25 protein-coding genes are annotated in these 22,913 nt (G+C 68.5%); 14 read left to right on the top strand and 11 right to left on the bottom strand.

Annotated elements, in window-relative coordinates; all coding sequences use genetic code 11:
• Positions 1 to 24 precede the first annotated feature (24 nt).
• Positions 25 to 1,095, top strand: a complete 1,071-nt coding sequence (locus LFM09_RS09320) for a sensor histidine kinase (RefSeq protein ID WP_414095918.1) — start codon at positions 25 to 27, stop codon at positions 1,093 to 1,095.
• A complete protein-coding gene (locus tag LFM09_RS09315) occupies positions 1,074 to 1,676 on the top strand; it encodes a LuxR C-terminal-related transcriptional regulator (protein WP_414095917.1) in 603 nt (200 codons plus the stop codon). Before LFM09_RS09320 ends, LFM09_RS09315 begins: the two co-directional genes overlap by 22 nt.
• 76 nt (positions 1,677 to 1,752) lie before the next feature.
• On the opposite strand, the gene LFM09_RS09310 is transcribed toward LFM09_RS09315, so the two are convergent.
• On the bottom strand, positions 1,753 to 2,148 hold the full coding sequence (locus LFM09_RS09310) for a GNAT family N-acetyltransferase (RefSeq protein ID WP_414095916.1): 396 nt from the start codon (positions 2,146 to 2,148) through the stop codon (positions 1,753 to 1,755).
• Between the two features lie 72 nt (positions 2,149 to 2,220).
• On the opposite strand from LFM09_RS09310, the gene LFM09_RS09305 reads away from it, so the two are divergent.
• The 5 genes from LFM09_RS09305 to LFM09_RS09285 all read left to right on the top strand — a co-directional run bounded on the left by LFM09_RS09305 (position 2,221) and on the right by LFM09_RS09285 (position 7,420).
• Positions 2,221 to 2,730: a hypothetical protein gene (locus tag LFM09_RS09305; RefSeq protein WP_414095915.1), complete on the top strand. Its 510-nt coding sequence runs from the start codon at positions 2,221 to 2,223 to the stop codon at positions 2,728 to 2,730.
• 61 nt (positions 2,731 to 2,791) lie between these two features.
• On the top strand, positions 2,792 to 4,108 hold the full coding sequence (locus LFM09_RS09300; RefSeq protein ID WP_414095914.1) for a PepSY-associated TM helix domain-containing protein: 1,317 nt from the start codon (positions 2,792 to 2,794) through the stop codon (positions 4,106 to 4,108).
• A 172-nt stretch (positions 4,109 to 4,280) separates the two neighbouring features.
• Entirely contained in the window at positions 4,281 to 5,279 is a 999-nt protein-coding gene (locus LFM09_RS09295) for a YbaB/EbfC family nucleoid-associated protein (RefSeq protein WP_414095913.1), read from the top strand.
• Between the two features lie 68 nt (positions 5,280 to 5,347).
• A complete protein-coding gene (locus tag LFM09_RS09290; RefSeq protein WP_414095912.1) occupies positions 5,348 to 6,670 on the top strand; it encodes a M28 family peptidase in 1,323 nt (440 codons plus the stop codon).
• A gap of 42 nt (positions 6,671 to 6,712) precedes the next feature.
• On the top strand, positions 6,713 to 7,420 hold the full coding sequence (locus LFM09_RS09285; protein ID WP_414095911.1) for a hypothetical protein: 708 nt from the start codon (positions 6,713 to 6,715) through the stop codon (positions 7,418 to 7,420).
• Here LFM09_RS09285 and LFM09_RS09280 read toward each other — a convergent pair.
• Complete coding sequence (locus LFM09_RS09280; RefSeq protein WP_414095910.1) at positions 7,417 to 8,259, bottom strand: alpha/beta hydrolase; 843 nt, start codon at positions 8,257 to 8,259, stop codon at positions 7,417 to 7,419. The genes LFM09_RS09285 and LFM09_RS09280 overlap by 4 nt on opposite strands.
• 101 nt (positions 8,260 to 8,360) lie before the next feature.
• Here LFM09_RS09280 and LFM09_RS09275 point away from each other — a divergent pair, with 101 nt between their 5' ends.
• Positions 8,361 to 9,209: a helix-turn-helix transcriptional regulator gene (locus LFM09_RS09275; RefSeq protein WP_414095909.1), complete on the top strand. Its 849-nt coding sequence runs from the start codon at positions 8,361 to 8,363 to the stop codon at positions 9,207 to 9,209.
• 6 nt (positions 9,210 to 9,215) lie between these two features.
• Here LFM09_RS09275 and LFM09_RS09270 read toward each other — a convergent pair whose 3' ends face one another.
• From LFM09_RS09270 to LFM09_RS09260, 3 genes are all read right to left on the bottom strand, one after another.
• Entirely contained in the window at positions 9,216 to 10,178 is a 963-nt protein-coding gene (locus tag LFM09_RS09270; protein WP_414095908.1) for a zinc metalloprotease, read from the bottom strand.
• Between the two features lie 68 nt (positions 10,179 to 10,246).
• Complete coding sequence (locus LFM09_RS09265; RefSeq protein WP_414095907.1) at positions 10,247 to 11,353, bottom strand: winged helix DNA-binding domain-containing protein; 1,107 nt, start codon at positions 11,351 to 11,353, stop codon at positions 10,247 to 10,249.
• 15 nt (positions 11,354 to 11,368) lie between these two features.
• The gene (locus tag LFM09_RS09260; RefSeq protein WP_414095906.1) at positions 11,369 to 13,351 is read right to left on the bottom strand and encodes an MMPL family transporter; all 1,983 of its coding nucleotides are present in this window, start codon (positions 13,349 to 13,351) and stop codon (positions 11,369 to 11,371) included.
• Positions 13,352 to 13,398: 47 nt separating this feature from the next.
• Here LFM09_RS09260 and LFM09_RS09255 point away from each other — a divergent pair, with 47 nt between their 5' ends.
• Entirely contained in the window at positions 13,399 to 13,896 is a 498-nt protein-coding gene (locus tag LFM09_RS09255) for a MarR family winged helix-turn-helix transcriptional regulator (RefSeq protein ID WP_414095905.1), read from the top strand.
• On the opposite strand, the gene LFM09_RS09250 is transcribed toward LFM09_RS09255, so the two are convergent.
• Entirely contained in the window at positions 13,848 to 14,432 is a 585-nt protein-coding gene (locus tag LFM09_RS09250; RefSeq protein ID WP_414095904.1) for a maleylpyruvate isomerase family mycothiol-dependent enzyme, read from the bottom strand. The genes LFM09_RS09255 and LFM09_RS09250 overlap by 49 nt on opposite strands.
• Before the next feature lie 56 nt (positions 14,433 to 14,488).
• On the opposite strand from LFM09_RS09250, the gene LFM09_RS09245 reads away from it, so the two are divergent.
• Genes LFM09_RS09245 through LFM09_RS09230 form a run of 4 tightly spaced genes read left to right on the top strand, consistent with a single transcriptional unit; the run spans position 14,489 to position 17,217 of the window.
• Complete coding sequence (locus tag LFM09_RS09245) at positions 14,489 to 15,427, top strand: sigma-70 family RNA polymerase sigma factor (RefSeq protein ID WP_414095903.1); 939 nt, start codon at positions 14,489 to 14,491, stop codon at positions 15,425 to 15,427.
• Between the two features lie 8 nt (positions 15,428 to 15,435).
• Positions 15,436 to 15,789 (top strand): VOC family protein, encoded by a 354-nt coding sequence (locus tag LFM09_RS09240; RefSeq protein ID WP_414095902.1) that lies wholly within the window; start codon positions 15,436 to 15,438, stop codon positions 15,787 to 15,789.
• A gap of 10 nt (positions 15,790 to 15,799) precedes the next feature.
• Positions 15,800 to 16,366 (top strand): GNAT family N-acetyltransferase, encoded by a 567-nt coding sequence (locus LFM09_RS09235; protein WP_414095901.1) that lies wholly within the window; start codon positions 15,800 to 15,802, stop codon positions 16,364 to 16,366.
• Complete coding sequence (locus LFM09_RS09230) at positions 16,366 to 17,217, top strand: alpha/beta fold hydrolase (RefSeq protein WP_414095900.1); 852 nt, start codon at positions 16,366 to 16,368, stop codon at positions 17,215 to 17,217. The genes LFM09_RS09235 and LFM09_RS09230 overlap by 1 nt, the downstream gene beginning before the upstream one ends.
• On the opposite strand, the gene LFM09_RS09225 is transcribed toward LFM09_RS09230, so the two are convergent.
• Positions 17,167 to 17,712 carry a hypothetical protein gene (locus tag LFM09_RS09225; protein ID WP_414095899.1) on the bottom strand — a complete coding sequence of 182 codons (546 nt, stop codon included), beginning with the start codon at positions 17,710 to 17,712 and terminating at the stop codon, positions 17,167 to 17,169. The two genes, LFM09_RS09230 and LFM09_RS09225, sit on opposite strands and share 51 nt — an antisense overlap.
• Positions 17,713 to 17,878: 166 nt before the next feature.
• On the opposite strand from LFM09_RS09225, the gene LFM09_RS09220 reads away from it, so the two are divergent.
• Positions 17,879 to 18,088 carry a hypothetical protein gene (locus tag LFM09_RS09220; protein ID WP_414095898.1) on the top strand — a complete coding sequence of 70 codons (210 nt, stop codon included), beginning with the start codon at positions 17,879 to 17,881 and terminating at the stop codon, positions 18,086 to 18,088.
• A 312-nt stretch (positions 18,089 to 18,400) separates the two neighbouring features.
• Here LFM09_RS09220 and purU read toward each other — a convergent pair whose 3' ends face one another.
• The 4 genes from purU to LFM09_RS09200 are packed head-to-tail and all read right to left on the bottom strand — an operon-like array spanning position 18,401 to position 22,905.
• Positions 18,401 to 19,249 carry a formyltetrahydrofolate deformylase gene (gene purU, locus LFM09_RS09215; RefSeq protein WP_414095897.1) on the bottom strand — a complete coding sequence of 283 codons (849 nt, stop codon included), beginning with the start codon at positions 19,247 to 19,249 and terminating at the stop codon, positions 18,401 to 18,403.
• The gene (locus LFM09_RS09210; protein WP_414095896.1) at positions 19,249 to 19,821 is read right to left on the bottom strand and encodes a sarcosine oxidase subunit gamma; all 573 of its coding nucleotides are present in this window, start codon (positions 19,819 to 19,821) and stop codon (positions 19,249 to 19,251) included. The genes purU and LFM09_RS09210 overlap by 1 nt, the downstream gene beginning before the upstream one ends.
• Positions 19,811 to 22,627, bottom strand: coding sequence for a 2Fe-2S iron-sulfur cluster-binding protein (locus tag LFM09_RS09205; protein ID WP_414095895.1), 2,817 nt, complete (start codon positions 22,625 to 22,627; stop codon positions 19,811 to 19,813). The genes LFM09_RS09210 and LFM09_RS09205 overlap by 11 nt, the downstream gene beginning before the upstream one ends.
• Entirely contained in the window at positions 22,624 to 22,905 is a 282-nt protein-coding gene (locus LFM09_RS09200; protein ID WP_414095894.1) for a sarcosine oxidase subunit delta, read from the bottom strand. Before LFM09_RS09200 ends, LFM09_RS09205 begins: the two co-directional genes overlap by 4 nt.
• Between the last annotated feature and the right edge of the window lie 8 nt (positions 22,906 to 22,913).

Raw genomic sequence — 22,913 nt, 5'->3', positions numbered from 1 at the left:
ATGCGCGCGCGACACCCGGCCCCCATGACCCTGATCCTCGTCCTGCGGTGGGCGGCGTTCGGGTGGATGGCGTTCGTCGCGGCGTTCGGCGGCCAGATCGTGCGCACCGACATCGGCGCCGCCGTGCTCGCGGTGGTCTTCGTCTGGACCCTGATCGTCACGCTCACGCCGCAGCGCAAGGGCTCGGCAGCGATCGACCTCGGCTTGGCCGCGGTGACGATCGTGGTCGGCGGGTTCGTCGAGCCGGCGGGCCGGGTGCTGACGGCGCATCCGTCGTTCGCCGGCATCTACCCGACGGCGGCGGTGGCGGCGTGGGCGGTGATCCACGGCGTGCGCGGCGGGTTCGCGGCCGGTGCGATGCTGGCCGCGGTCGTCCCGCTGCAGTACTACTTCAACGGCGTCACCCCGGTCGGCCTGCTGCACCTGGAGACACTGGCGCTGCTCGGCACGATGCTGTCGTACCCGCTGATCGGCGCCGTCGTCGGCATCGTCACCGGCCAGCTGCTGCGACTCACCGCACTGGCCGACCACGGCGCACGGCTCGAAGAACGCGCACGGCTCGCCGCCGAGATCCACGACGACGTGCTGCAACGGTTGGCCGCCATCCGTCGCGACCTGCCCGATGCTGCCGCGCGCGCCGCCCTCGAACGCCAAGAGCGCAAACTCCGCCGTATCCACCTCGACGAGGACACACCGCACGAGGACTGCTCACTCGCTGAAGAGATCTATCGGCTGGTGGAGGAGTTCTCAGACGTGCCGGTGCGTGTCGCCTCAACGGGCCGTGCACCGATGGCGCGCCAGACCGTCACGATCGTCGTCGCGGCGGTCAAAGAGACGTTGACGAACGTCCGCAACCACGCGCAGGCCAACCGGGTGTGGATCGCGATCCTGGAGGACCCGGAGGGTGTGCTGGTCACCGTGCGGGACAACGGGATCGGCTTCGACTTCGACGAGGCCGCGCTGACCGAACGCGGCCGGCTCGGGCTGTCCCTGAGCGTCAAGGCACGGGTCGAGAACGTCGGCGGCACCGTGAAAGTGAAGTCCCGCAAGGGACGTGGCACCGAGGTGGAGATGTGGATTCCCCGATCAGGGTGATCATCGTCGAGGATCATCCCGTCACCCGCGACGGCATCCGCGCGTGCGTCGAACGGGACGGCCGCGCGAAGGTCGTCGGCGAGGCGGGATCCGTTGCGGCAGCGAAACAACTGGCCGCGCTGGCACCCGATGTCGCGCTGGTCGACCTAGGCCTGGAGGACGGCGACGGGCGGGTCGTGATCGCGGCGCTCCCGCCCGCCACCAGGATCATCGTGATGTCGCAGGCCCCGGTCGGCGCTGTCGTCGAGGCGATCAGGGCCGGTGCCCACGGGTATCTCGACAAAGGGTCGACCGCTGATCAGGTCGCAGAGGCCGTGCATGCCGTACTGGCGGGGCCGGTGCTGCCGCCCGAGGTCGCCGCGCTCGTCATCGGCGCGTTCCAGAGCGGCGAGCTCACGCCACGCGAGCAGGAGGTCCTGCGCGCTCTCGCCAAGGGCTACGACAACCGGGAGATCGCCGGCGATCTCGGCATCTCCGTCCGCACGATCAACCGTCATCTCGAGAACATCCGCGCCAAGCTGGGAACCCACCGGCGCTCCGAGCTGATCCGCTATGGCCGCGAACGGTTCCCCCAACCGTAGGCTTCATGTCCTAGATCCTCTGGCCCAACGCCAAGATCAACCAGGCCCAGTCCTGCCCACGCCTCGATGGGTGCGTCTACCCACACGCGTCGCGGTTGCGCACGATCATGCCGGTCAACGCGACCATGCCGAGCTTCTCGTAGTAGGGCCGCAACGACTCGTCACACACGAGGTCCACCGAGTAGAGGTGCTGTCCCTCGGCCAGGATCCGCCGCATCAGCTCGGTCCCGATCCCCTGCCCCTGGAACTCGGGCAGAACCTCCAGCCACGGGACGAACGCGGTCAGCACGCCGTCGCTGATCATGTTCACGAACCCGACCACCTGGTCGTCCGCGAAGGCGAGCACCGCCCGGTAGCTCCCGCGCAGCACGGCGAGGTGCTGTGCGCGTGACGGTGCCTTGGGCCAGTCCACGAAGAACCCGGCCAGGTCTTCCTCGGTCAGTGCGGTGAGGTCGGTGCTGTACGTGATCACAACCCGATTGAACCGCACTCCTGGTTCTTTCGTGGGTGTGGTCTGTCCTCTTCTGCCAGCTAAGCTCCGCGCGTGACCCTGCCTCCAGCTCCGCTGCGCCGTGCGCGCTGTGCTGCTGTTGGTGCTGTCACCGGCGCACTCGCCGTGCTCGCGCACTCGACCGCGGACGGCCACTTGCCCGACGCCGGCCTGGTGTTCTCCCTCGTCGCGCTGCTCACGTGGGCCTGCTCGGGGTTCGCCCGGCACGAGCTCACTCCTGGCCGGCTGCTCGCACTGGTCGGCGGCGGCCAGATCGCGATGCACTTCATGGTGTCGCTCGCCGCGTCCAGGCACGAGCACGCCGACCCGGCGAACATGGTCGCCTCGCACGTCGTCGCGACCGCACTCACCGTGATCGTCCTCACCGTCGCCGAACGCACGGTGTTGTCACTCGCCCGCGCCATCGCGTCGGCCCTCCCCCGCAGGCTCGCTCCCCTGCCCGCCACGGCACCTCTGGTCGTCGCCACTCCTCTGATCGCGCCGGCCACGATCGTCTTCCTGGACGTGCTGTCATGGCGCGGTCCTCCGGCTGAACAGGTCTGAAACCCCTTCACAGGGCCGCCTTCGCGGTCCTGAACCTGTTCACGCCCATTGGAGCTTTGCCATGACCACCACATCTCCAACACCGGACACAGCCACTCCGCCTCGAACATCGTTCGCGTGGCGGGGACTCTTCCTGCGCCTGCACTTCTACGCAGGCGTGTTCGTCGCCCCGTTCATCCTGATCGCCTCCCTCACCGGCGTCCTCTACGCACTCACGCCGCAGCTGGAGTCCTGGGTATACGCCGACCAGCTCCGCGTTCCTGTTTCCGCGCAACAACTTCCGCTCGCCAAGCAGGTCGACGCCGCACTCGCCACCTCACCTCAGGGCACGCTCGTCGCTGTCCGGCCGGCACCCGAACCCGGTGACACCACCCGTGTGCTGTTCGCCGAGGAGGGGCTCGGCGAGTCCGAACGCCGGGCCGTCTTCGTCGATCCCGGAACCGGGAAGATCACCGGCGACCTGGTCGTCTACGGCACGAGCGGCGTGCTGCCGTTGCGCACGACGCTGGATCAGCTGCACCGCAACCTGATGCTCGGCGAACCCGGCCGGCTCTACAGCGAGCTCGCCGCCTCCTGGCTGTGGGTGGTCGCGTTGGGCGGGCTGGTGCTGTGGATCACGAGGCCCCGCAACAGCAAGCGGATCCGCAGGCACGGCCTGATCGGCGTGTGGGTGCTGGCGGGCGCGCTGTTCCTGTCCGCCACGGGCCTCACGTGGTCGGCCTACGCCGGCGAGAACGTCGCCACGCTGCGCAAGACGATGGGCTGGACCACGCCGTCGTTGAAGATGCCCGGTGCGAGCAGCGACCACGGCGACCACAGCGACCACGGCTCGTCCGGCAGTGGTCACCGCGACGTCGACTCCGTGCTCGGTGCGGCACGGGCGTCCGGCATCGATGCCAAGCCCATCGAGATCGGCCTGCCGACCACCTCCGACGGCGTCTGGAAGGTCGCCGAGATCGGCCGCGGCTGGCCAACGCAGGTCGACGCGGTGGCGATCCAGAACGGCTCGGTGGTCAGTTCGGTCAAGTTCACCGACTACCCGCTGGCCGCGAAGCTGACGCGCTGGGGCATCGACGCGCACATGGGTGTGTTGTTCGGCTGGCCCAACCAGCTGCTGTTGCTGCTGCTCGGCGGCGGGCTGGTGGCGCTGGTCGTGCTCGGCTACCGGATGTGGTGGAAGCGCCGGCCCACCCGCGGGTTCGGCCGCCCGACGCCGCGCGGTCAGTGGCGCAAGGCTCCGCCGGTCGCGTTGGTCGGACTCGGCGTCGGCGCCGTGCTGGTCGGCTGGTTCGTGCCGCTGCTGGGCGTCAGCCTGGTCCTGTTCCTGGTGATCGACGCACTGCTCGGTCTGCGCGCAAAACAGAAGGCGGCTTCTTAACTCCCGCAATGGAAACGGTGTGGCGCACGCACCCGGCGCCACACCGTCCATTGTGGACGAGGCTTGCCTGATCTGGACATTTACGGCATATTGACGCCCAGGTGAGCCGGGAAGTCTGGTCGGCCCGCACGTCACACGCGGTGACGGCGGAGAGCTGACGAGGGGCGCGCTGATGACGCTCATTCCCCACGCCATCCCTCTGATCAACGATCCCCAGGTCGTGCACGCGCTGGCTGCGAGGTGGCGCCGCACCAGGACGTTGCTGCTGCTCGCCGCCGGTGTGCTGCCCGTCGCGATCGGGCTGGTCTGCGTCGTGCTCGCCGGGATGACCTCGGCCGGGCAGCGGATCATGCCGTGGTGGTCGGCGATTCCGGCCGTGGCCGCGGCGGCGTGCGCGTGGGCGTTGCTGACCTGGTTGCGCCGCAACGGGTTGAGCGATCCGCACTCGTGGCTGCCCGCCACCACCCTGATGACGGGCGCACAGCTGGTGCTCGGCGTGCTGCCCGGCTCCGGCATCGCGTTGCGGCTCAGTCCCGGCGCGGCGCTCGCGGTGAAAGCCTTGTGCGCAGCCGGGGTGCTCGGCGCCGGTTCGGCGTGCTCGCTCGCCCGGCTGGCCCGGCGGTCGCTGCTCGCCGCGCCCGTCATCGAACTCGGGTCGACCGCGTTCACCCTCGTGCTCACCGACGGCGACACGCGAGTCGTGATCGGCACCGAGCGGCTCGACTGGACCACGAACCGAGTCGGTGCCGGGGTTTCGTTCGCGCGAATCATCCGCGTGACGACCGAAGCGAACGCCATCGTGCTGCACACCGCTTCCGGTTCGTGGCAGGTGCCCGTGCCGGATCCCGCGACCGCGCAAGCCCTGTTGCGTCGCCGGATCACGTGGTGGGAGGAGCGCCGGCTGGCTGCCGCCGAACGCGAACGCCGCCGCTATCTCGACCTGGTCCGGTTGCTCGCGGCGGTCAGCGGTGAGGCGACGCGCGGTGGCGTCACCGTCACGGTGGACTCGAACGGCGTCACGACCGGCATCGCGCTCAGCCCGGACGTCCGCGAGCTCGATCCGGACCTGCTCGCCGCACGGCTGATGGCGTGCATCGAACGGGCGCGATCGGATGCTCGGAGGCAAGTGCAGGATCTCGTGCTCGACCACGCCGCGAAAGCCAGCCACTAGTCGGTTGCCCCGCACCTCCCGGCCTGCCTACGTTCTCACGGCTGGAACATCGGGAGATGGGGGACGACATGCGCAGACGTGACTTCCTGGCCGCGGCGGCCGGGGTCGCCGCCGTGGTGACCAACCCCGCGAGCGCGCTCGCGGCCACCGAACAACGACCGGGCGCCGCAGGGGTGCCGGACCTCAACCTCGGCGACTTCCCCGTCGTGGCAAGGGTTCGGGCCCGCAAGGCGCTGGAACACCTCAAGGTGCTGAGCGACAAGATCGGGCCGCGGATCGGCGGCACCGCGTCCGAGCACCGGGCCCGCGACTACCTCGTCCGGGAGCTGAAGAGCCTCCGATACCAGGTGACGACGCAGCCGTTCACCGTGCCGGACAAGTACCTCGCGGACATCAACGGCAGGTGGCAGGCCGGTGCCTCCCGGTTCGGCGCACTCGGCGCGACGGTCAAGGCGCCGTTCGTCGAGGTCGTCGACGGCCAGCTGCCCGACCTCACCGGCAAGATCGCCTTCTACGTCAACGCCCCGGCCGGTTCGGCGCCGACGCACGCGGCGATCGAACGCGGCGCGGTCGCCGTGATCCTCGGCCGGATCTCCGCCACGGCCAGCAAGTCCAGCGCGTTCTCCCCCGCGCTCGACCGCAACGTCACCGTGCCGGTCATCGGCCTCGCTCAGGCGCACACCGAGAAGCTCCGCGCCCAGGGCACCGGAGAGTTGACGATCACCACGACGCACCACCCGAACCTGACGTCCTACAACGTGATCGCGGAACGCCCGGCGACCTTCCCGTGGCGCGACAACGGGGTCGTGATGGTCACCGCGCACTACGACAGCGTGCCGGGCTCGCCGGGTGCCAACGACGACGGCAGCGGAACCGTGCTGTGCCTGGAACTCGCGCGAGTGCTGCGTTATCTGCCTACGCACAAGGCGATCAGGTTCGCGCTGTGGGGCTCTGAGGAACAGGGTCTGCTCGGCTCAAGGTACTACGTCAACCAGCTCACGCCCGAAGAGATCGCACGCATCAAGGGCGTGTTCCAGAACGACATGGTCGCCACCAGCCACGACCCGGCGACGGCGTACTGGCTGCTCTCGGTGGACGGCGCCAACAACGCCACGACGGCCGAGGTGCGAGCGGCGGCGCAACGGCTCGGCTACGACCCGCGGGTGCACGGCCCGGTGGCGCGCGGGTCGAGCGACCACGTGCCGTTCCACGAGAAGGGCATGGCGTCCGCGAACTTCAGCTGGCGCGGTGAGGGTGGCCCTCAGCTGCTGGAGCCGATCTACCACACGCCGGAGGACACGATCCGCGACAACATCAGCCTGGAGCGCCTGCAGGTCTCCCTTGAGCTGATCGGCGCAGCGGCCTACCGGCTGGCCAGCCGGCGCGAGTAAGCCCCAAATCGTTACCCAACGTGATAACGCCAGGTCTCCTCGGTGCGAACTACTCACCACAGCGTCACCATCGCACCGCGCACCGAGGAGGTCGTCATGGCGACCACGTTCTGGGCCTGGGCCGTGTCCGCCGCCGTCATCCTGGGGCTGGCGATCGGAATACCCAAGGCTCTGGGCATCAAGGACATCCTGCACGACAGCAGAGGCCGCTACAGCCTCACCCGCTTCCAGGTCGTCGTGTGGACAGTGGTGATGTTGTCGCTGATGAGCGGTATGGCCGCGGGCCGGGCCATCGCGGGTCAGTCCGACGTGCTCGGCTTCACCGTGCCCAACGAGGTGCTGACGCTGCTCGGCATCTCGCTGGGGTCCGCCGTGGTGGCGGGCGCGGTGAAGGTCACGAAGAGCGCGACCCGGCCGGAGTCGGTGGCCGCCTACCCGCTGGGTCAGGAGACCGGGAAGTTCCTGGAGATGCTGACCATCGAGGAGGGCAAGTCCGCGGGCAAGGCGATCGACGTGGCCAAGTTCCAGAACTTCATCATCACGGTGCTGCTGGTGCTGGGCTACGTCGTGCAAGCCGCCGCGGCACTGCGGGCGGTGCCGAACCCGGCGGGCATCGGCGGCTTGCCGGCGTTCTCCGACACGTTCCTCATCCTGCTGGGCGTGAGCCACGCCGGCTACCTGCTGGGCAAGTTGCCGTCGCCGGAGGGCACGCCATCGGTCGGCACGATGAAGGAACGCCTCGCGCCCTAGAGGTTCGCCGCGAAGAACTCCGCCACCCGCTCGACGACCTGCGGCACGTACCTGTCGTACAGGTCGACGTGGCCGGCCCCTTCGATCCACTGGATCTCCTTGGGGCCGGCCGCCCTCTGATAGGCCTCGACGCTCATCCACGACGTCACCGCCTCCCGTCCGACGACCAGCAGCAACGGCCGCGGCGCGATCAGGTCGACGGTCCGGAACGCGTCGAAGGCGGCGATCCGCGCGACGCTGTTCCAGGTCAACGTCTTCGCCGAACGGGGGTGTGCGGCGCGCGGCGTGCAGTAGTACTGCCAGCCCTCGTAAGCGTGGTCACCCAACGCGCGAGCCGCCTCCTCACTGTCCGGAAAGAGCGGGAAGCTCCCACCGTCGGAGGCCGAGGCCAACATCCCTGGAAACACAGCGGGATCCTGGGTCCCGTCCGCACCGAACCGGAACTGCCGCGCGATGTCCGCGAGGCTGACGGTGGCGATCGCCTTGATCCGCTGGTCGGTCCCGGCGGCCGCTAGCCCGTACCCGCCTGAAGCGCAGATGCCGAGCACACCGACCCGTTCCTCGCCGAGGAACGTCACCGCCGCCCGGATGTCCTCGACCCGTTGAGCCGGGTCTTCCAGTCCGCGCGGCTCGCCCGCGCTTTCACCCTGGTAGGCGGCGTCGAACGCCAACGCCAGAAAGCCCTGCTCAGCGAGCTGCGCCGCGTAGAGCCCTGCCGTCTGTTCCTTCACGCCGGTGCCGGGGTGACCGACGACGATCGCCCCACGCGGCGTCCCTTGAGGACGGTGGAGGTGGCCGACGATCTCAAGTCCGTTGCTGGGAAAAGTCACGGTTTCCATGACCACAACGCTGATCCCGACGCGGCGGAGCAACCAGGGACGACCCAGCCCATGCAAACCAGTACCAGGCACACGGACACGAACCCGCGGACACTGGAGGCATGACCGAACTGGGCGAGTTCCTCCGCACCCGCCGCGCCGCCCTCGACCCGCACCGCGCGGGTTTGCCCGACGACGGCCGAAACCGCCGCGTCCCGGGCCTGCGCCGCGAGGAACTGGCCCAGCTCGCGCACGTCAGCGTCGACTACGTCGTCCGCCTCGAACAGGGCCGCACGAATCGGGTCTCGCGGACCGTCCTCAACGCCCTGGCCGACGCCCTCCAACTCGCCCCGGACGAGCGCGCCTACCTGTTCACGGTCGCGGACGTGGCACCGGCCAGGCCCTCGGCGCCCCCGGAGGTCGCGCCCAGGCTGCAACAGTTGCTGGACGGCATGCCCGACATCCCGGCGATGGTCCTGCACCGCCGCATGGACGTCCTGGCCTGGAACCGCGGAGCCGCCGCACTGCTGACCGACTTCGGCGCACTCCCCCAGTCCGAACGCAATCTCATCCGCCTGACGTTCCTCGACCCCTCGTTCCGCGCCCTCTACCGCGACTGGGAGCTCTCGGCCCGCGAGTGCGTCGCGGTGCTGCGGATGGAAGCCGGACGTACCCCGCGAGACCCGGTGCTCACCGCGCTGGTCGGTGAGCTGAGCGTCCGCGACCCGGACTTCCGCACGTGGCGGGCGGCCCATCAGGTCCGCGGCCCGCGCCAGCTCGTGAAGACCTATCAACACCCGGTGGCGGGCACGGTGACCCTCGACGTGCAACAGTTCTCTGTGGACACTCACCCCGACCAGCTGCTCGTCGCGTACACGGCAACGGATGACGCCTCACAGGAAGCCCTGCGGTTCCTTTTGCTGTCAGCGCAAGCGAAAGAGGCGCCGCGCAAGAGCGGCGCCTCTCCTTGAGCAAACTCACTTACCGTTGCGGTACGCCGTCCAGGCGCTCTGCATCCGGGTGTTCTGACCAGGCGTGAACTGGTTGTAGCAAGAGTCGAACGAGTAGTCCATGTAGTTGTGGATCGGGTCCAGGCCCGGTCGCGTGCAGGAGTCGCGGCCGGTCGGGCAGCCCGAGGTGGAGCTTCCCTGCGCGGGGGTGTCCGCGACCTCGTCGTTGGTCGCGGTGCAGCCGCCCTGGAAGGTGTGCCAGAGGCCCATCCAGTGGCCGACCTCGTGGGTGACCGTCTTGCCGAGGTTGAAGTTCACCTCGGAACCGCCGGGAACGGTGGCGTAGTCGACGACGACGCCGTCCATCTTCTTGTCACCCGCGTACCAGCTCGGGAACGTCGCGAACCCGAAGCCGTCGATGTCGGCGAACCAGACGTTGAGCGTCGCGGCCGTGCCGACGCGGGTCTGGGTCTTGATCGTGCGCTCGGTGTTGGCCTTGTCGAAGCCGCCGTTGAACCAGGTGTTGTCCTGGTAGCGCTTGGTCTCCTGCTTCACGAACCTGAAGCCGGTGTTCGCCGCGACGCTCGACTCCACGCCGGCGAAGCCGTCGTTGAGGACCTTCAGCTGCTTGTCCAGGGTGGCGTCGGTGATGTTGCCCTTGCCGGACGTGGTGGTGATGACGTGGAACACGACGTTGATCGTGCCGCCGGCCGCCAGCGCGCCGAACTCGCCGAGCTGCTTGTTGAGCGCGATCTTCTGGCGCAGGTCCGCGTTCATCGCGGCGGCCTGGGCGTCGGAGATCTCGTTGCGGTCGTGCCCGGTGCTGCCGGGCTTGCCGCGCGCCGCCGAGTGTTCGTCGGCGTGTTCGTCGACGCACTCGGCGGAGTTGTTCACGGCGGTAGCGGGAGCACCGCCGAGCAGGGTGATCGCACCCGCGGCCAGCAGACCGGCCGCGAAGGCCGCGTGGACGCGCTTTCTCGTTTGGAACATTGAGCTTTCCTCCATGCAGGGTGGAGGAATAGTGACTCAGCGGGCGTCCTTTGTGGATCTTGACGTTTTCACACAATACGAACGTCGTGGGCCGGAAGGCCGCTCCACCACCGGGCGAACCGCCGGTAGACCTGAGGTTCCCGTTCGCCGAGGAACTTGTGCAGCCCGGCCGCCTCCTCCGCGAGACCGGCCCACTGCGCCTCACTGAGCTGGTGAAACGCGGTCGCTTCGATGCCGCCGCCCTCGGCCGGACGCCAGACACCGGCCACGTACCCGTCGACGAGAAGTGTCGGCAGTGTGTCGCCGTTGTTGCGGATGACGACCTTCCGATACTCATTCGGAATGATCCGGCTGCGGTCGGCGTAGGCGAGCAACGTGCTGTCCCACATGGCCATCAGCCGCGGCGGCGCCTCCGTCTGTTCGTCCGGGATCGTCCGGTTCGGAACGTCGTAGTAGCCGCCGTCGAGCTCCACCAGGTCCAGGAGTGCCATCGCCTCGCGGATCGACGTGCGGGGCAGCATCGTGAACTGGTTGATGTCCGGAATGGTCGCCGGGCCGAACCCGGTGAGGTAGCGGCGGATCAGCTCGGCGAGCGCCGGCATGCGTTCGTGCGTCTCGAACACTGAAGTCTGGAACGACAGTTTCGGCCCGTACGCCCACGGTCCGCCGGTCGGCACGCGCACCAGCGGCGCGTACGACGCGAGCGCCCACCAGATGCCCGGCTCCCCCACGTCACCGACGTGGCTGTGCAGCAACGCCTCCAGCTCCGGCTTCGTGCGCGGTTCGGAGGCGAACTCCAGCATGTGCGCGAGGACCTCGTCGGCTTGCTCGATGGTCAGCCCCATCGCCTTGAACCGCTTGTCGTGCAGCCGGGACGCGCGCAACGCGGGCAGCATCGCGTGGTGGAACACCCCGTGGTCGGCGGCCGTCACGGCGTGCAGCGTGATCCGCATGAGCGTGGCCTTGCGGATCGCGCCGCTCGTGAACGCCTCGTCCAGGTCCGCCGGGTCGAACCGCCGCATCCGGTTCCACAACGCGATGTACGGCGACGCGGGTTCCTGTGCCTGGATCGCCACGATCCGGTCCACCGCCGTCAGCAGGTCCACCGGTCCACGCTCCAGCAGCATCTGCCGGTCGAGCGTCGCGCGGTTGAGCTGCCGTGGGCTGAGCTTCATGCCCGTGATCCTCACTCACCGCAGCTTCGACGGCCACCAGATTCGCCCACCGATGTCCACCGACAGCGCCGGCACGAGCAACGACCGCACCAGCAACGTGTCCAGCAGGACACCGAACGCCACGATGAACGCGATCTGCGTCAGGAACAGGATCGGCAGCACCGCGAGCGCCGCGAACGTCGCCGCCAGCACCACACCGGCCGACGTGATCACGCCACCGGTCAGGCTGAGCCCCCTGAGCGTCCCCTCGACCGTGCCCAGGCGCTGCGTCTCCTCACGGACCCTGGTCATCAGGAAGATGTTGTAGTCGATCCCCAGTGCCACCAGGAACACGAACCCGAACAGCGGCACCACCGGGTCCGATCCGGGGAAGTCGAAGACGTGGTTGAACACCAGCGCCGACACACCCATCGTGGCGGCGAACGACAGCACCACGGTCCCGATGAGCAACACCGGCGCCAGCAACGACCTCAGCAACAACGCGAGCACCAGGAAGATCACCACCAGCACGATCGGGATGATCAGCAACCGGTCGTGCTCGGAGGTCTTCCGGGTGTCCAGCAACGTCGCCGTCTGCCCACCGACCTTCGCGTCGTCGATGCCGTGCACCGCGGCGCGAATCCGTTGCACGGTCTCGACTGCCGCGTCCGAGTCCGGCGCGTCCTTCAACGTGGCCTCGACCCGGACCAGCCCTTCGGCCGTGCCGGTGGGCCTGACGTCCGCCACACCCTCTACTTTGGACTTCTGCAGCACTTCGGCCGTCTTGCCCTCAGCGGCGATGATGACTGTCGGCGATCCGGTCCCGCCGGGGAAGTGCTTGGACAGGACCTCTTGTCCCGCAACGGATTCGACCTCGGTCAGGAAGACGTCGGACTGCGCGGTGCCGGAGGCCTTGAGCTGCGGCAGGAACGCGGCGCCGACCAGCAGCACGATCGCGGTGGTGATCCAGATCGCGCGCGGCCTGCGGCGCACCAGATCCGCCGTGCGGCCCCACAACCCGGTGGTCTCCGGGTGCGGTGAACCGAACTTCGGTGCGAACGGCCAGAAGGAGGCCCGGCCGCACAACGCCAGCACCGCGGGCAGGAAGGTCATCGCGGTCAGCAGCGCGGCCCCGATGCCGATGGCCGCGACCGGTCCGAGGCCCTTGTTCGAGTCGAGGTCGCTGAACAGCAGGCACAGCACGCCGAGGATCACCGTGCCGGCCGACGCCGCGATGGGTTCGATCGTGCCGCGCCAGGCCGTGCGGATCGCCGCGTACTTGTCCTGGGTGTCGCGCAGTTCCTCGCGGAATCTCGAGACGAGCAGCAACGCGTAGTCCGTCGCCGCACCGAACACGAGGATCGAGAGAATGCCCTGACTCTGGCCGTTCAACGCCAGCACGTCGTTCTTCGCCAACAGGTAGACGACGAAACTCGCGAGCCCCAGCGCGAACACCGCCGACATCAGCACGACGATCGGCAGCAACGGACTTCGGTAGACGACCAGGAGGATCAACGCGACCACCGCGCCGGCGACGATCAGCAGCAGTCCGTCGATGCCGCCGAACGCTTCGACGAGGTCCGCGACCTGCGCGGCCGGGCCGGTGACCAGCACCGTCAGCCCCGGCGGGGCACCGCGCGTGCCGTCCCGGAGCGCGAGGACCGAGTCGCGGACTTCCTTGGTCGGGTCGAGCAGCACGACGAGCTGGGCGGCCTCGTTGTCGTTCGGTGCGGGGATGACCGGTGACGCCTGGAAACCCTTGCCGCGCTCGGCCAGGTACGCCTTGTCGGCCTCGGTCAGCCCACCGGCCCGTTCGACGACGACGATCGCCGGGATGGCGTTGGCGCGCTGGAACTTCTTCTGCAGCTCCGCGACCTGTGTGGACTCCGCGGAGTTCGGCAGGAACGCGCTGCTGTCGTTCTCCGCGACCTCGGAGAGTTTGCCGGCGTAGGGCCCGGTGAACCCACCCAGCGCGAGCCAGACGACGAGCAGCACTCCGGCCAGGACTCGCATCAGCATTCCTTCGATCGTCGAACCTTTCGGTGGTCGAACTGTATGCTGACGACGTGACCGAGGCAAGTGACTACGACCTGAGCATGCTCATCCGTGCGTTGGTCGTGGAGTCGAACCGATTCCTGGAGATCTTCAGCGCCGCCCACGAACTGCACCCCACCGACATGACAGCGCTGAACCTGATCATGACGGCCCGCTCCCCCATGACGCCCGGCGCGCTCGCGAAGGCGCTCAACCTGAGCGCGTCCGCCACCACGTCCGTCCTGGACCGCCTCGAACGCGCAGGTCACGTCACCCGTGATCGTGACCCCGAGGACCGCCGCCGGGTCGAGCTCCGCGTGCTCACCACGGCGGCGGCACTGACCGCGACGTTCTTCCAGCCGTTGGCCCGCGAGTTCGCCGCGACCTGGGAGCAGCTGAGCCCGGAGGACCGTCAGGTCGTGGCGCGGTTTCTCGCGACGACAACCGAGGCGACGGCGCGGGTGCGCGAGGCAGTGATCGCTCAGCCTTCTGGCAGCGTGCGTCCACAGACGAGCAGCAACAACTCCTGAGCCAGGCCGCGCACCGGCGTGCCCTCGCCGAACGTCCAGTTCATGTCGGTCGCTTCGAGCCGCTTGCCGTCGAGGTCGGCGCCGAAGTACTTGACGTTGCTCGGCTTCATGCCGTCGAGCACCAGCTTGAGCCGGTCGTGCGGCACTCTGCGGTCCAGTCCCAACGCGACCGTGATGTCGAGTCCGTGGATGACGTCGTGCGAAAGCGCGCCGGTCGGACCGCCGCCGGGCGGGGTCCACGGGTGGTCGATGTTGGCCTTGAGCGAGCCGAGCAGGTCGTTCGTGGACAGCGCGGCGGCGTCGTTGCGGGCCATGCGGTCGGACGCGTGGTTGAAGCGGCCCGCCGACTTGAGGATCTCCAGGATCACGCGGCCGCCTGAGCTGCGGAACGGCAACGTCGTGTGCGCGATGACCTCTTTGACCCGCCAGCCCTCGCACAGGCTGGGTGCGTTCCACTGCTCCTCGGTGAGCTCAGCTAGGAGTTCTGCCTGGTCACGTCGTTCCGCCGCCACTGCGGCCCGGATGTCTTCGGTCATGGCAGTTGGTACGGACCAACCGACGAAAACTCATCGGTCCGCGTAGGGTCCGTGTCGTGATCGAGACGCTGGAGCCGTTCCGGATCGAGCTGACCGGCTACTGCTACCGAATGCTCGGCTCCGGGTTCGAGGCCGAGGACGCCGTGCAGGAGACCCTCGTGCGCGCGTGGAAGGCGTTCGACAGCTTCGACTCGTCGCGCGCGTCGCTGCGCACCTGGCTGTACCGCATCGCCACCAACATCTGCATCGACATGCAGCGCAGCGCCCAGCGCCGGGCCCTCGCGATCGACCTCGGCCCGGCCGGCGGCGACATCGGCGCACCCCTGCACGAGCGAGTCTTCGTGCAGCCCGTGCCTGATCACAAGGTCCTGCCGGAGGACCAGGCCATCCGCAAGGAGACCATCCGGCTGGCGTTCGTGGCGGCGTTGCAACACCTGCCGCCGAAGCAGCGAGTCGTGCTGATCCTGCGGGACGTGCTGGCGTGGAAGGCCGACGAGGTCGCGTCGCTGCTGGACATCTCGGTGGCGTCGGCGAACAGCGCGTTGCAACGGGCGCGCGCGACCTTGCAGACGGTGGATCCTGGCGAGCCTTTGAATGCTTCAGATCCCAAGCAGAAGGCGCTGCTCAGCCGTTATTGCGAGGCGTTCGAACGGCACGACGTGCGCACTCTCGTGGCTTTGCTGCACGAGGACGCCACGATGTCGATGCCGCCGTTCAGCTGGTGGTTGCGCGGTCGCGGTCCGATCTCGGTTGCCCTGTCGGATCCCAACGCGTCGTGCAAGGGCGCGTGGCTGGTTCCGGTTCGCGCCAACGCCTCCCCCGCGTTCTGGCAGATGCGGCCGGGGATGGATCAGCCGTTCGGGCTGGTGTTCCTCGATGTTCGTGGCGGGCTGGTCACGGGCAACACGACGTTCCTCAACGTGCCCGAGCTCCTGCCGCTTTTCGGATCACCGATGAGTTCTGGCGAGTCGCCCCGTATGACGGTGGACGACTAGGAGGAACCATGACGATCCAGCCCATCATCCTGACCCCGGACCTGAAGCCCGTGCAGGCGTTCTACGAGCAGGTCTTCGGTGCGGCCGAGGTGTTCCGGTACCCGGCGAAGGGCAAGGTGTTCTTCAAGACCCTGAAGATCGGTGACGCCGAGCTCGGGCTTGTCGTTCAACCGGCCGATGCGTCCGCGCCGGCGCGCATGGTGCTGAGCATCGCGGTGAACGACGTCGACGCGTTGCTGCCGCTGGTCGAGCCCGCCGGTGGACGGGTGAAGGGGCCGTCGAACGACATGCCGTGGGGGCAACGTGTAGCGCACGTCTTCGATCCCGCTGGAAACCCCGTGAACCTCACCCAGAACCTCTAGGCTGCTGTGCGTGATCCGAATCGTGTCGTCGGACCAGGTGCCGTGGGAGGACGTCGAGGCGATCTTCGACGGCTCCGAGCCCAGCAAGTGCCACTGCCAGAGGTACAAGGTGAAGGGCTGGATCTGGCGCGACTCGACGCAGGACGAACGCGTCGACGCGCACTGCGAGCAGTCTGCGCGCGGTAGCGGTCTCGTGGCCTATGTGGACGATCAGCCGGCCGGGTGGGTCGCGGTCGAACCCCGTTGTGACTACCCGAAGCTGCTCGGCATGCCCGTTCCGTGGAAGGGGCGATCCGAGGACAAGGACGACGACGGGGTGTGGGCCGTGACGTGTTTCGTGGTGCGGAAGGGTTTTCGGCGCCAGGGCCTCACGTACGAGCTGGCCGCGGCCACCGTCTCGCACGCCCGGTCGCACGGTGCCCGAGCGGTCGAGGCCTATCCGATGTTCGCCCCGCCCGGACAGACGGTGACGTGGGGCGAGATGCACGTCGGTGCTCGTCAGGTGTTCGAGGAGGCCGGGTTCGTGGAGGTCACGCACCCGACCAAGCGGCGATTCGTGATGCGGGTGGACTTCTGATGGGGTCGTTCGAAGAGATCGTCATCCGGACCGATCGGATTGATTTCCCCGCTCTCGCGGTGGGGTCCGGGCCGATCGTTGTGTGCTGGCACGGGTTTCCGGATCATCCGGAGTCGTTCGGGCCGCTCGCCGAACGGTTGGTGGGGGCTGGGCGCCGGGTCGTCGCGCCGTTTCTGCGCGGGCATCACCCGTCGACGCTCGATCAGCTGGCTTTCGGGGATGGTCTGACGCTGGCTGCTGATGCGGCTGCGGTGCACGCGGCTTTGTCTGATGAGCCGTTGGACGTGATCGGGCACGACATCGGGGCCGGTGTCGCTGGGCGGCTTGCTGCTGTGTGGCCGGAGCGGGTTCGTCGTGTTGTGACGATGTCGGTGCCGCCGCCGGCCGCTCTTCGCACGATCTTCGAGGATCCGGCGCAGCAGCAGAGGTTCTTCTACGTGTTCATGTTCCAGATCCCCGGGCTGGCCGAGGGGCTGTTGAACGCGACGTTGATCGACTACCTGTGGCGGACGTGGTCGCCTGGACTGTCGGTGCCTTCGTACGTTCAGGAGCTGTACGCGGATCCTGCGGTGCGGGCCAACGCTTTGAAGTTGTACCGGGCGAACTTCGACCGGTCGCTGCACGATCCGGCGTTGTCGTCGCTGGCGTCGGTTTCCGAGAAGCCTGCGTCGCTGCCGATGCTGGTGCTTGCCGGTGCTGACGACGGTTGCATCACGCCGGACAAGTACGCCGACGCCGCCACGGGCCTCGCCCCTGGTTCGCGGGTCGAGATCGTGGCGGGCGCCGGGCACTTTCTGCAGCTAGACCGCCCCGACGAGGTCGCGGCGCTGGCGCTTGACTGGTTCCGCTGACCTGCGGATCCGGCCCCACGGCTTGAAGACGGACAGGATGTAGGCGAACAGCAGCAACGTCGGGGCGACCACGACCGGGTGCATCAAGCCGTCCGGGATCACTGCGGTCGGGTCACCCGCCATCATCCGCTCGCCGATACGTGCCGCCTCGGCTACGCCTGGGCGCAGCGAGAACGCGATCAGCAGGGACATGCCGACGTTCATGAACAGCTTGATCGCGACCCACCAGTAGCGGATCAGGCCGTACTTGCTGCCCAGGCCCAGGACGACGCCGGAGATCATGCAGACGACGCTGGCTCCGAACATCGGCCAGATCGCGAAGAGGTCGATGGACTGGATCGCGATGGCTGCGGTGGTTGGGGTGTCGGTGTTCAGCGCGACTACGACGAGGATTCCCAGTGCCAGGTCGATGCCGAGCCACGCCGCCGCCGAGAGGACGTGCACTAGCAGCACGGCCTTGCGGGCTCGGCCACTCAGCTTGCGGGTGGTTGTCATCGGTGGCGCTCCTTCGTCTCGTGGTGTCTGGCTCCACTCTCCGGGTTTCGGGCGGTCACCTCATCCGCTCACGTTCTGATCTCGTGTACGTCAGATTGCGTACACGGCTTCGCCGAGCCGGCACATGCCCTCCTTCGTCGGGCGTCTGCCGGAATGAATTTCTGTGGTGCGGATTCGCAGGCGGTTGCGGGGCGTGGTTGTTTTGCGTGCGATTGCGTATCTGTTGCGTGCGTGGTTGCTAGTGGTTGCGTTGCGTCTGGAGAATCAAGATTTGATCAAGAACAGAATTGAAGGTATGGAAGACGTCGAGTTTCTGGACGCTCTCGCTCATCACCAAGCGCAGCAGATGCGGGTGCTCGCTGACTACGCCATTTAGTGTGAGGGCGAGGAGTTCTTCGACGCTGAGATCGCTGCGGCGATGCGGTGAACGTCGCGGTGGACGACGGACCAGATCGCCATGGCGTTGGACGTCGCGTCCAACGCCATGGCAGCAGCGGAGGCTGCAAGATGATGCCGTGCACGCCGGGGTCGCGGCCACGTCGTTCTCGGCCAGCCGGAGAGCCTCCGCGCGCAAGCGGTCCTCGTTGGTCAGGATGCCGGAGATCTCCTCGGCGTGGTCAGCGCAACGGGGGCAGTCGCTACCGACGGCGCCGCTCGGGCCGCGTGCAGCGCGGTGCGCCCTCTCGGCTCAGCGGAACACGACGGTGCCGTTGCCGTTGAGGAGCACGCGGTGCTCGCAGTGCCAGCGAACGGCTCTGGAGAGCGCGAGCGCCTCGGCGTCACGACCTACGGCGGTGAGGGCGCGCGGATCGAAGGAGTGGTCGACCCGCAGCACCTCCTGCTCGATGATCGGCCCTTCGTCGAGGTCGGGCGTGACGTAGTGCGCGGTCGCGCCCACGTACTTCACGCCCCGGTCGTACGCCTGGTGGTAGGGCTTGGCCCCCTTGAAGCCCGGCAGGAACGAGTGGTGGATGTTGATCACCCGGCCGGCGAGCTTGGCGCACAGGTCGTTCGAGAGCACCTGCATGTAGCGAGCCAGCACCACCAGGTCGGCCTGGTACTCCTCGACCAGTTCCAGCAGGCGCTGCTCGGCGGCGTGCTTGGTGTCCGCGGTGTTCGGCACGTGCACGAAGTCGAGCCCGGCCGCCTCCGCCATCGGGCGCAGGTCCTCGTGGTTGGACACCACCGCGGCGATCTCGCCGCCGAGGCTGCCCGCGCGCCAGCGGAACAGCAGGTCGTTCAGGCAGTGGCCCGCCTTCGACACCATGACGAGGATGCGCGTGCGGCGCTCGTCCCACAGGCCGTACCTCATCGAGAACTCGCGTGCCACGGGGTCGAACTCGCGGACGAGGTCGTCCACGCCGATGTCGTCGGAGGCGCAGGAGAAGGCGGTGCGCAGGAACAACCTGCCGCGTGCGTCGTCGTCGAACTGCTGGTGTTCCGCGATGTCGCAGCCGTGTTCGACCAGGAACGACGTCACGGCGTGGACGATGCCCGCCCGCTCCGGACAGTCCAGGGTCAGGGTGAAGTTCCGCATCACGACACCACCCGGTACTCGGCGCACGCGTCGCTCAGCCAGGCCGCGAGGTACTCGGCGAACGACGAGCGCACCCGCAGCGTGACCGAGGAAGTGCTGGTCACCTGCAGGATGATCCCCGTCCTGGCGAGGAGTGTCTGCACGCAAGTGCCGACGGGAGCCGCAGACGGGTGCAGGTCCACGGAACATCCGTGAGCGAGAACGTCGCGGACGTGCGGCCCCTCCAGGACCACAGTCGTCCGCTGCGCCGAAGTGTCCACAACGGACCCACGAGCCGATCCGAGCGCGCCACGCAACACCTCCTCGATCTGCACCTGTCGACCGGGTTCTGCGACGACGAGGAACTCGTCCGGCCCCAGCCACAACACCTCGATGTCACCGAACTCCCCGGAGCCGGCCGTGAAAGTGCACGGAACCGACGGGAACTGAACGCCGAGCGCGACCCCCAGCGCCGTGGGATCCGACACGCGGACGGTGAGCTGGGAGAGGAAAGGCCGCTCCGAAGCCTTCACCGGGAGCGCCGCCAGCCGGTCGGTCCAGGCCGCCAGCGGGCTGGTCAGGTCAGCCGTCACGACGAGCTCCTTCCTTGTCGTACAGCACGGATTCGGTGACGGTGACGGGAACGAGCGCGTCCTCGACCGGCACGTAGAGCGTCTCGCCGATGCGTTCGTGGCCCGAGCGCACCAGGGCCAGGGCGAACGTGCGGCCCAGCGCCGCGCTGGGGTAGCTGGAGGTGACGTGCCCGAGCATCCTGACCGGTGGTTCCGGCAGGCGGTCCGTCTCGACGATCTGAGATCCCTCCGGCAGCAGCACCGATGGGTCGACCGGCAGCAGGCCGACGAGCTGCTTGCGGTCCGTGCGGTTGTTCTCGGCGCGAGCGAACGAGCGCTTGCCGATGAAGTCGGGCTTCTTCTTCGACACGGCCCACGACATGCCCAGGTCCTGTGGGGTCACCGTGGCGTCGGTCTCCTGGCCGATGATCGGGTAGCCCTTCTCGGCGCGGAGCACGTGCATGGTCTCGGTGCCGTACGGCGTGATCCCGTACTCCGCACCTGCCTCCATCAACGCCTCCCACACGGCCAGGCCGTGCCAGGCGGTCACGTTGATCTCGTACGCCAGCTCACCGGAGAAGCTGATCCGGCAGACCCGCGCCGGCACACCGGCAACGACCGTGTCGTGCCAGGTCATGAACTCGAACGCCTCGTTGCTGACGTCCAGCGAGGGTGCCACCGCACCGAGCACGTCGCGGGATCGCGGGCCCACCAACGGGATCGTGGCCCAGTGCTCGGTGACCGAGGTGCAGTGCACGTCCAGGTGCGGCCACTCCGTCTGCAGCCACTCCTCCATCCAGTCGAGGATCTTCGCGGCGTTGCCGGTGGTCGTCGTGACCAGATAGCGCTCCTCGCCGACCCGGATCACGGTGCCGTCGTCGATCACCATCCCGTCGACACCGCACATGACGCCGTAGCGGATCCTGCCGACCTTCAACGTGCTCATCATGTTCGTGTAGAGCATGTCCAGGAACTTGCCGGCGTCGCGGCCCTGCACGTCGATCTTGCCCAGCGTCGAGCCGTCCATCATGCCGACGCTCTCGCGCGTCGCCCGGCACTCCCGCAGCACGGCCGTGTGCAGGTCCTCGCCGTCCTGCGGGTAGTACCAGGGCCGCTTCCACTGCCCGACGTTCTCGAACAGCGCGCCGTGAGCCACGTGCCACGGGTGGATCGACGTGACGCGCACCGGGTCGTGCAGCTCACCGCGGTCCCGGCCGGCCAGCGCGGCGAACGACACCGAGGTGTAGGGCGGGCGGAACGTCGTGGGCCGCTGGTCGGCCAGCTCGACACCCAGCGCCTCGGCCACGATGCCCGCCGCGATCATGCCGGACGTCTTGCCCTGGTCGTGCGCCGTGCCGATGGTCGTGTAGCGCTTGATGTGCTCCAACGACCGCAGACCGGCACCGGTCGCCCGCAGCACGTCGGCCACGGTCGAGTCCCTCTGCAGGTCGACGAAGGTCGCGTCGTCGTCGCCGGGCACGCGCCACAGCACGAGGCCGGACCGTGAGGTGCACCGGGAGTCGGAGGCGGGTAGCGGGACCTGGCCACCGGGGCTGAACCCGGCCGCGATGGCGGCTTCGGTGCCCGCGATCCGGCCCTGGCGGGCGCACGAGGTCAGGTCCAGCTCACCGGTCGCGGAGCCCGCGACCCGGACGGTGGGCAGCTCCTCGCCCGGCACGAAGGCGCCGAGTTCGGCGTCGTAACGCAGCTTTCCGCGGGCCTGGCTGAACAGGCTGACCACGGGGTTCCAGCCGCCCGACACGAGAAGGGTGTCGCAGGCGACCTTCTCGCTCCCGATCACCACCGCGCTGATCCGGCCGGCACCTCCGGTTCCCGTCACCACCTGTCCCGCGCGGACTTCGATCCCTCGCGCCGCGCACTCCGTTGCCAGCCGGGCAGGAGCTTCCGGCCGCGCGTCGACGATCAGTGGAATGTCCACACCGGACTCGGCGAGGTCGATCGCCGCGCAGTACGCGCTGTCGTTGGTGGTGAACACGACCGCCCGCGAACCGGGCAGCACGCCGTAGCGGTGCAGGAACGTCCGGGCGGAGGAGGCCAGCATGATCCCGGGCCGGTCGTTGTCCGCGAACACCACAGGGCGTTCGTGCGCACCGGTGGCGAGCACGGTCTGCCGCGTCCTGATCCGCCACACCCGCTGCCGCGCCACACCGGCGGGCGCCGCGAACCCGAGGTGGTCGGTGCGCTTCTGCAACGCCAGCACGAACCCGTCCTGGTACATGCCGAACGCCGTGGTCCGCTCCAGCACCAGCACACCGGGCGTGGTCTTCAGCTCCGCGACGATGTCGGCGACCCACTCGGCCGACGGCCGGTCGTCGAGGTACTCGTCCACACCCAGAAGCGCACCACCGGCCTGGTTCTGCTCGTCCACCAGCACGACCCGCGCGCCACTGCGAGCAGCGGTCAGTGCCGCCACCAGACCAGCGGGACCGGCGCCGACCACCAGAACGTCGCAGTGCTCGTGCTTCGCGTCGTACCGGGCCGGATCCGGTTCGTCGGCCAACCGACCCTGACCCGCGAGCCCGCGCGCCACCAGGCCGTCGTACAGCTCCACGGTCGTGGCCAGCAGCATCGGCTCGGAGAAGGGCGCCTCGATCTGCACGAGCGACGTCGGGTCCTCCGAGCCCGCCGCGACGATGCCGCGCGGCCGGCCGAGCTTCACGCTGCTGCCGATCTCATGCACGCCGTGAGCGAGCAACGCCGACGCGAGCGTGTCGCCGGGATGCCCGGTGTACTCCCGGCCGTTGAACGTGAAGCGCAGCAAGGTGTTCCGGTCGATCGAGCCACCGGTGGGCGTGCGGAGGGTCATGCGGTCACCTCGGGCATCGGCTCACCGGCGCGGTAGACGGCGAGCAGGTCGTGGGTGCGGGTGTCGCGGACGGCGTTGAACCACCGCCGGCACCCCGCGCTGTGGCTCCAGCGCTCGGCGAACGGGCCGCTCGGGTTGTCCCGGAAGAACACGTACTGCGCCCACTGCTCGTCGGTCAGCGCCGACGGGTCCTCGGGGTACGCGACGTGGGCCTGGCCGCCGTAGTGGAACTCCGCTTCCTCGCGCGGCCCGCACCACGGACACGGGATGAGTTGCATCTCAGGCT

Origin of the sequence: Lentzea alba, assembly GCF_047445655.1 — a bacterium.
Taxonomy (GTDB): domain Bacteria; phylum Actinomycetota; class Actinomycetes; order Mycobacteriales; family Pseudonocardiaceae; genus Lentzea; species Lentzea alba_A.
This window is presented reverse-complemented; position numbering and strand designations above follow the sequence as displayed.

What these genes read in the sequence shown, in the direction of transcription:
- LFM09_RS09320 (WP_414095918.1), top strand. Translation starts at nt 25, where the DNA reads ATGACCCTGATCCTCGTCCTGCGGTGGGCGGCGTTCGGGTGGATGGCG.
- LFM09_RS09300 (WP_414095914.1), top strand. Translation starts at nt 2,792, where the DNA reads ATGACCACCACATCTCCAACACCGGACACAGCCACTCCGCCTCGAACA.
- LFM09_RS09295 (WP_414095913.1), top strand. Translation starts at nt 4,281, where the DNA reads ATGACGCTCATTCCCCACGCCATCCCTCTGATCAACGATCCCCAGGTC.
- LFM09_RS09290 (WP_414095912.1), top strand. Translation starts at nt 5,348, where the DNA reads ATGCGCAGACGTGACTTCCTGGCCGCGGCGGCCGGGGTCGCCGCCGTG.
- LFM09_RS09280 (WP_414095910.1), bottom strand. Translation starts at nt 8,259, where the DNA reads ATGGAAACCGTGACTTTTCCCAGCAACGGACTTGAGATCGTCGGCCAC.
- LFM09_RS09275 (WP_414095909.1), top strand. Translation starts at nt 8,361, where the DNA reads ATGACCGAACTGGGCGAGTTCCTCCGCACCCGCCGCGCCGCCCTCGAC.
- LFM09_RS09270 (WP_414095908.1), bottom strand. Translation starts at nt 10,178, where the DNA reads ATGTTCCAAACGAGAAAGCGCGTCCACGCGGCCTTCGCGGCCGGTCTG.
- LFM09_RS09265 (WP_414095907.1), bottom strand. Translation starts at nt 11,353, where the DNA reads ATGAAGCTCAGCCCACGGCAGCTCAACCGCGCGACGCTCGACCGGCAG.
- LFM09_RS09260 (WP_414095906.1), bottom strand. Translation starts at nt 13,351, where the DNA reads ATGCTGATGCGAGTCCTGGCCGGAGTGCTGCTCGTCGTCTGGCTCGCG.
- LFM09_RS09250 (WP_414095904.1), bottom strand. Translation starts at nt 14,432, where the DNA reads ATGACCGAAGACATCCGGGCCGCAGTGGCGGCGGAACGACGTGACCAG.
- LFM09_RS09240 (WP_414095902.1), top strand. Translation starts at nt 15,436, where the DNA reads ATGACGATCCAGCCCATCATCCTGACCCCGGACCTGAAGCCCGTGCAG.
- LFM09_RS09230 (WP_414095900.1), top strand. Translation starts at nt 16,366, where the DNA reads ATGGGGTCGTTCGAAGAGATCGTCATCCGGACCGATCGGATTGATTTC.
- LFM09_RS09225 (WP_414095899.1), bottom strand. Translation starts at nt 17,712, where the DNA reads ATGACAACCACCCGCAAGCTGAGTGGCCGAGCCCGCAAGGCCGTGCTG.
- purU (WP_414095897.1), bottom strand. Translation starts at nt 19,249, where the DNA reads ATGCGGAACTTCACCCTGACCCTGGACTGTCCGGAGCGGGCGGGCATC.
- LFM09_RS09205 (WP_414095895.1), bottom strand. Translation starts at nt 22,627, where the DNA reads ATGACCCTCCGCACGCCCACCGGTGGCTCGATCGACCGGAACACCTTG.
- LFM09_RS09200 (WP_414095894.1), bottom strand. Translation starts at nt 22,905, where the DNA reads ATGCAACTCATCCCGTGTCCGTGGTGCGGGCCGCGCGAGGAAGCGGAG.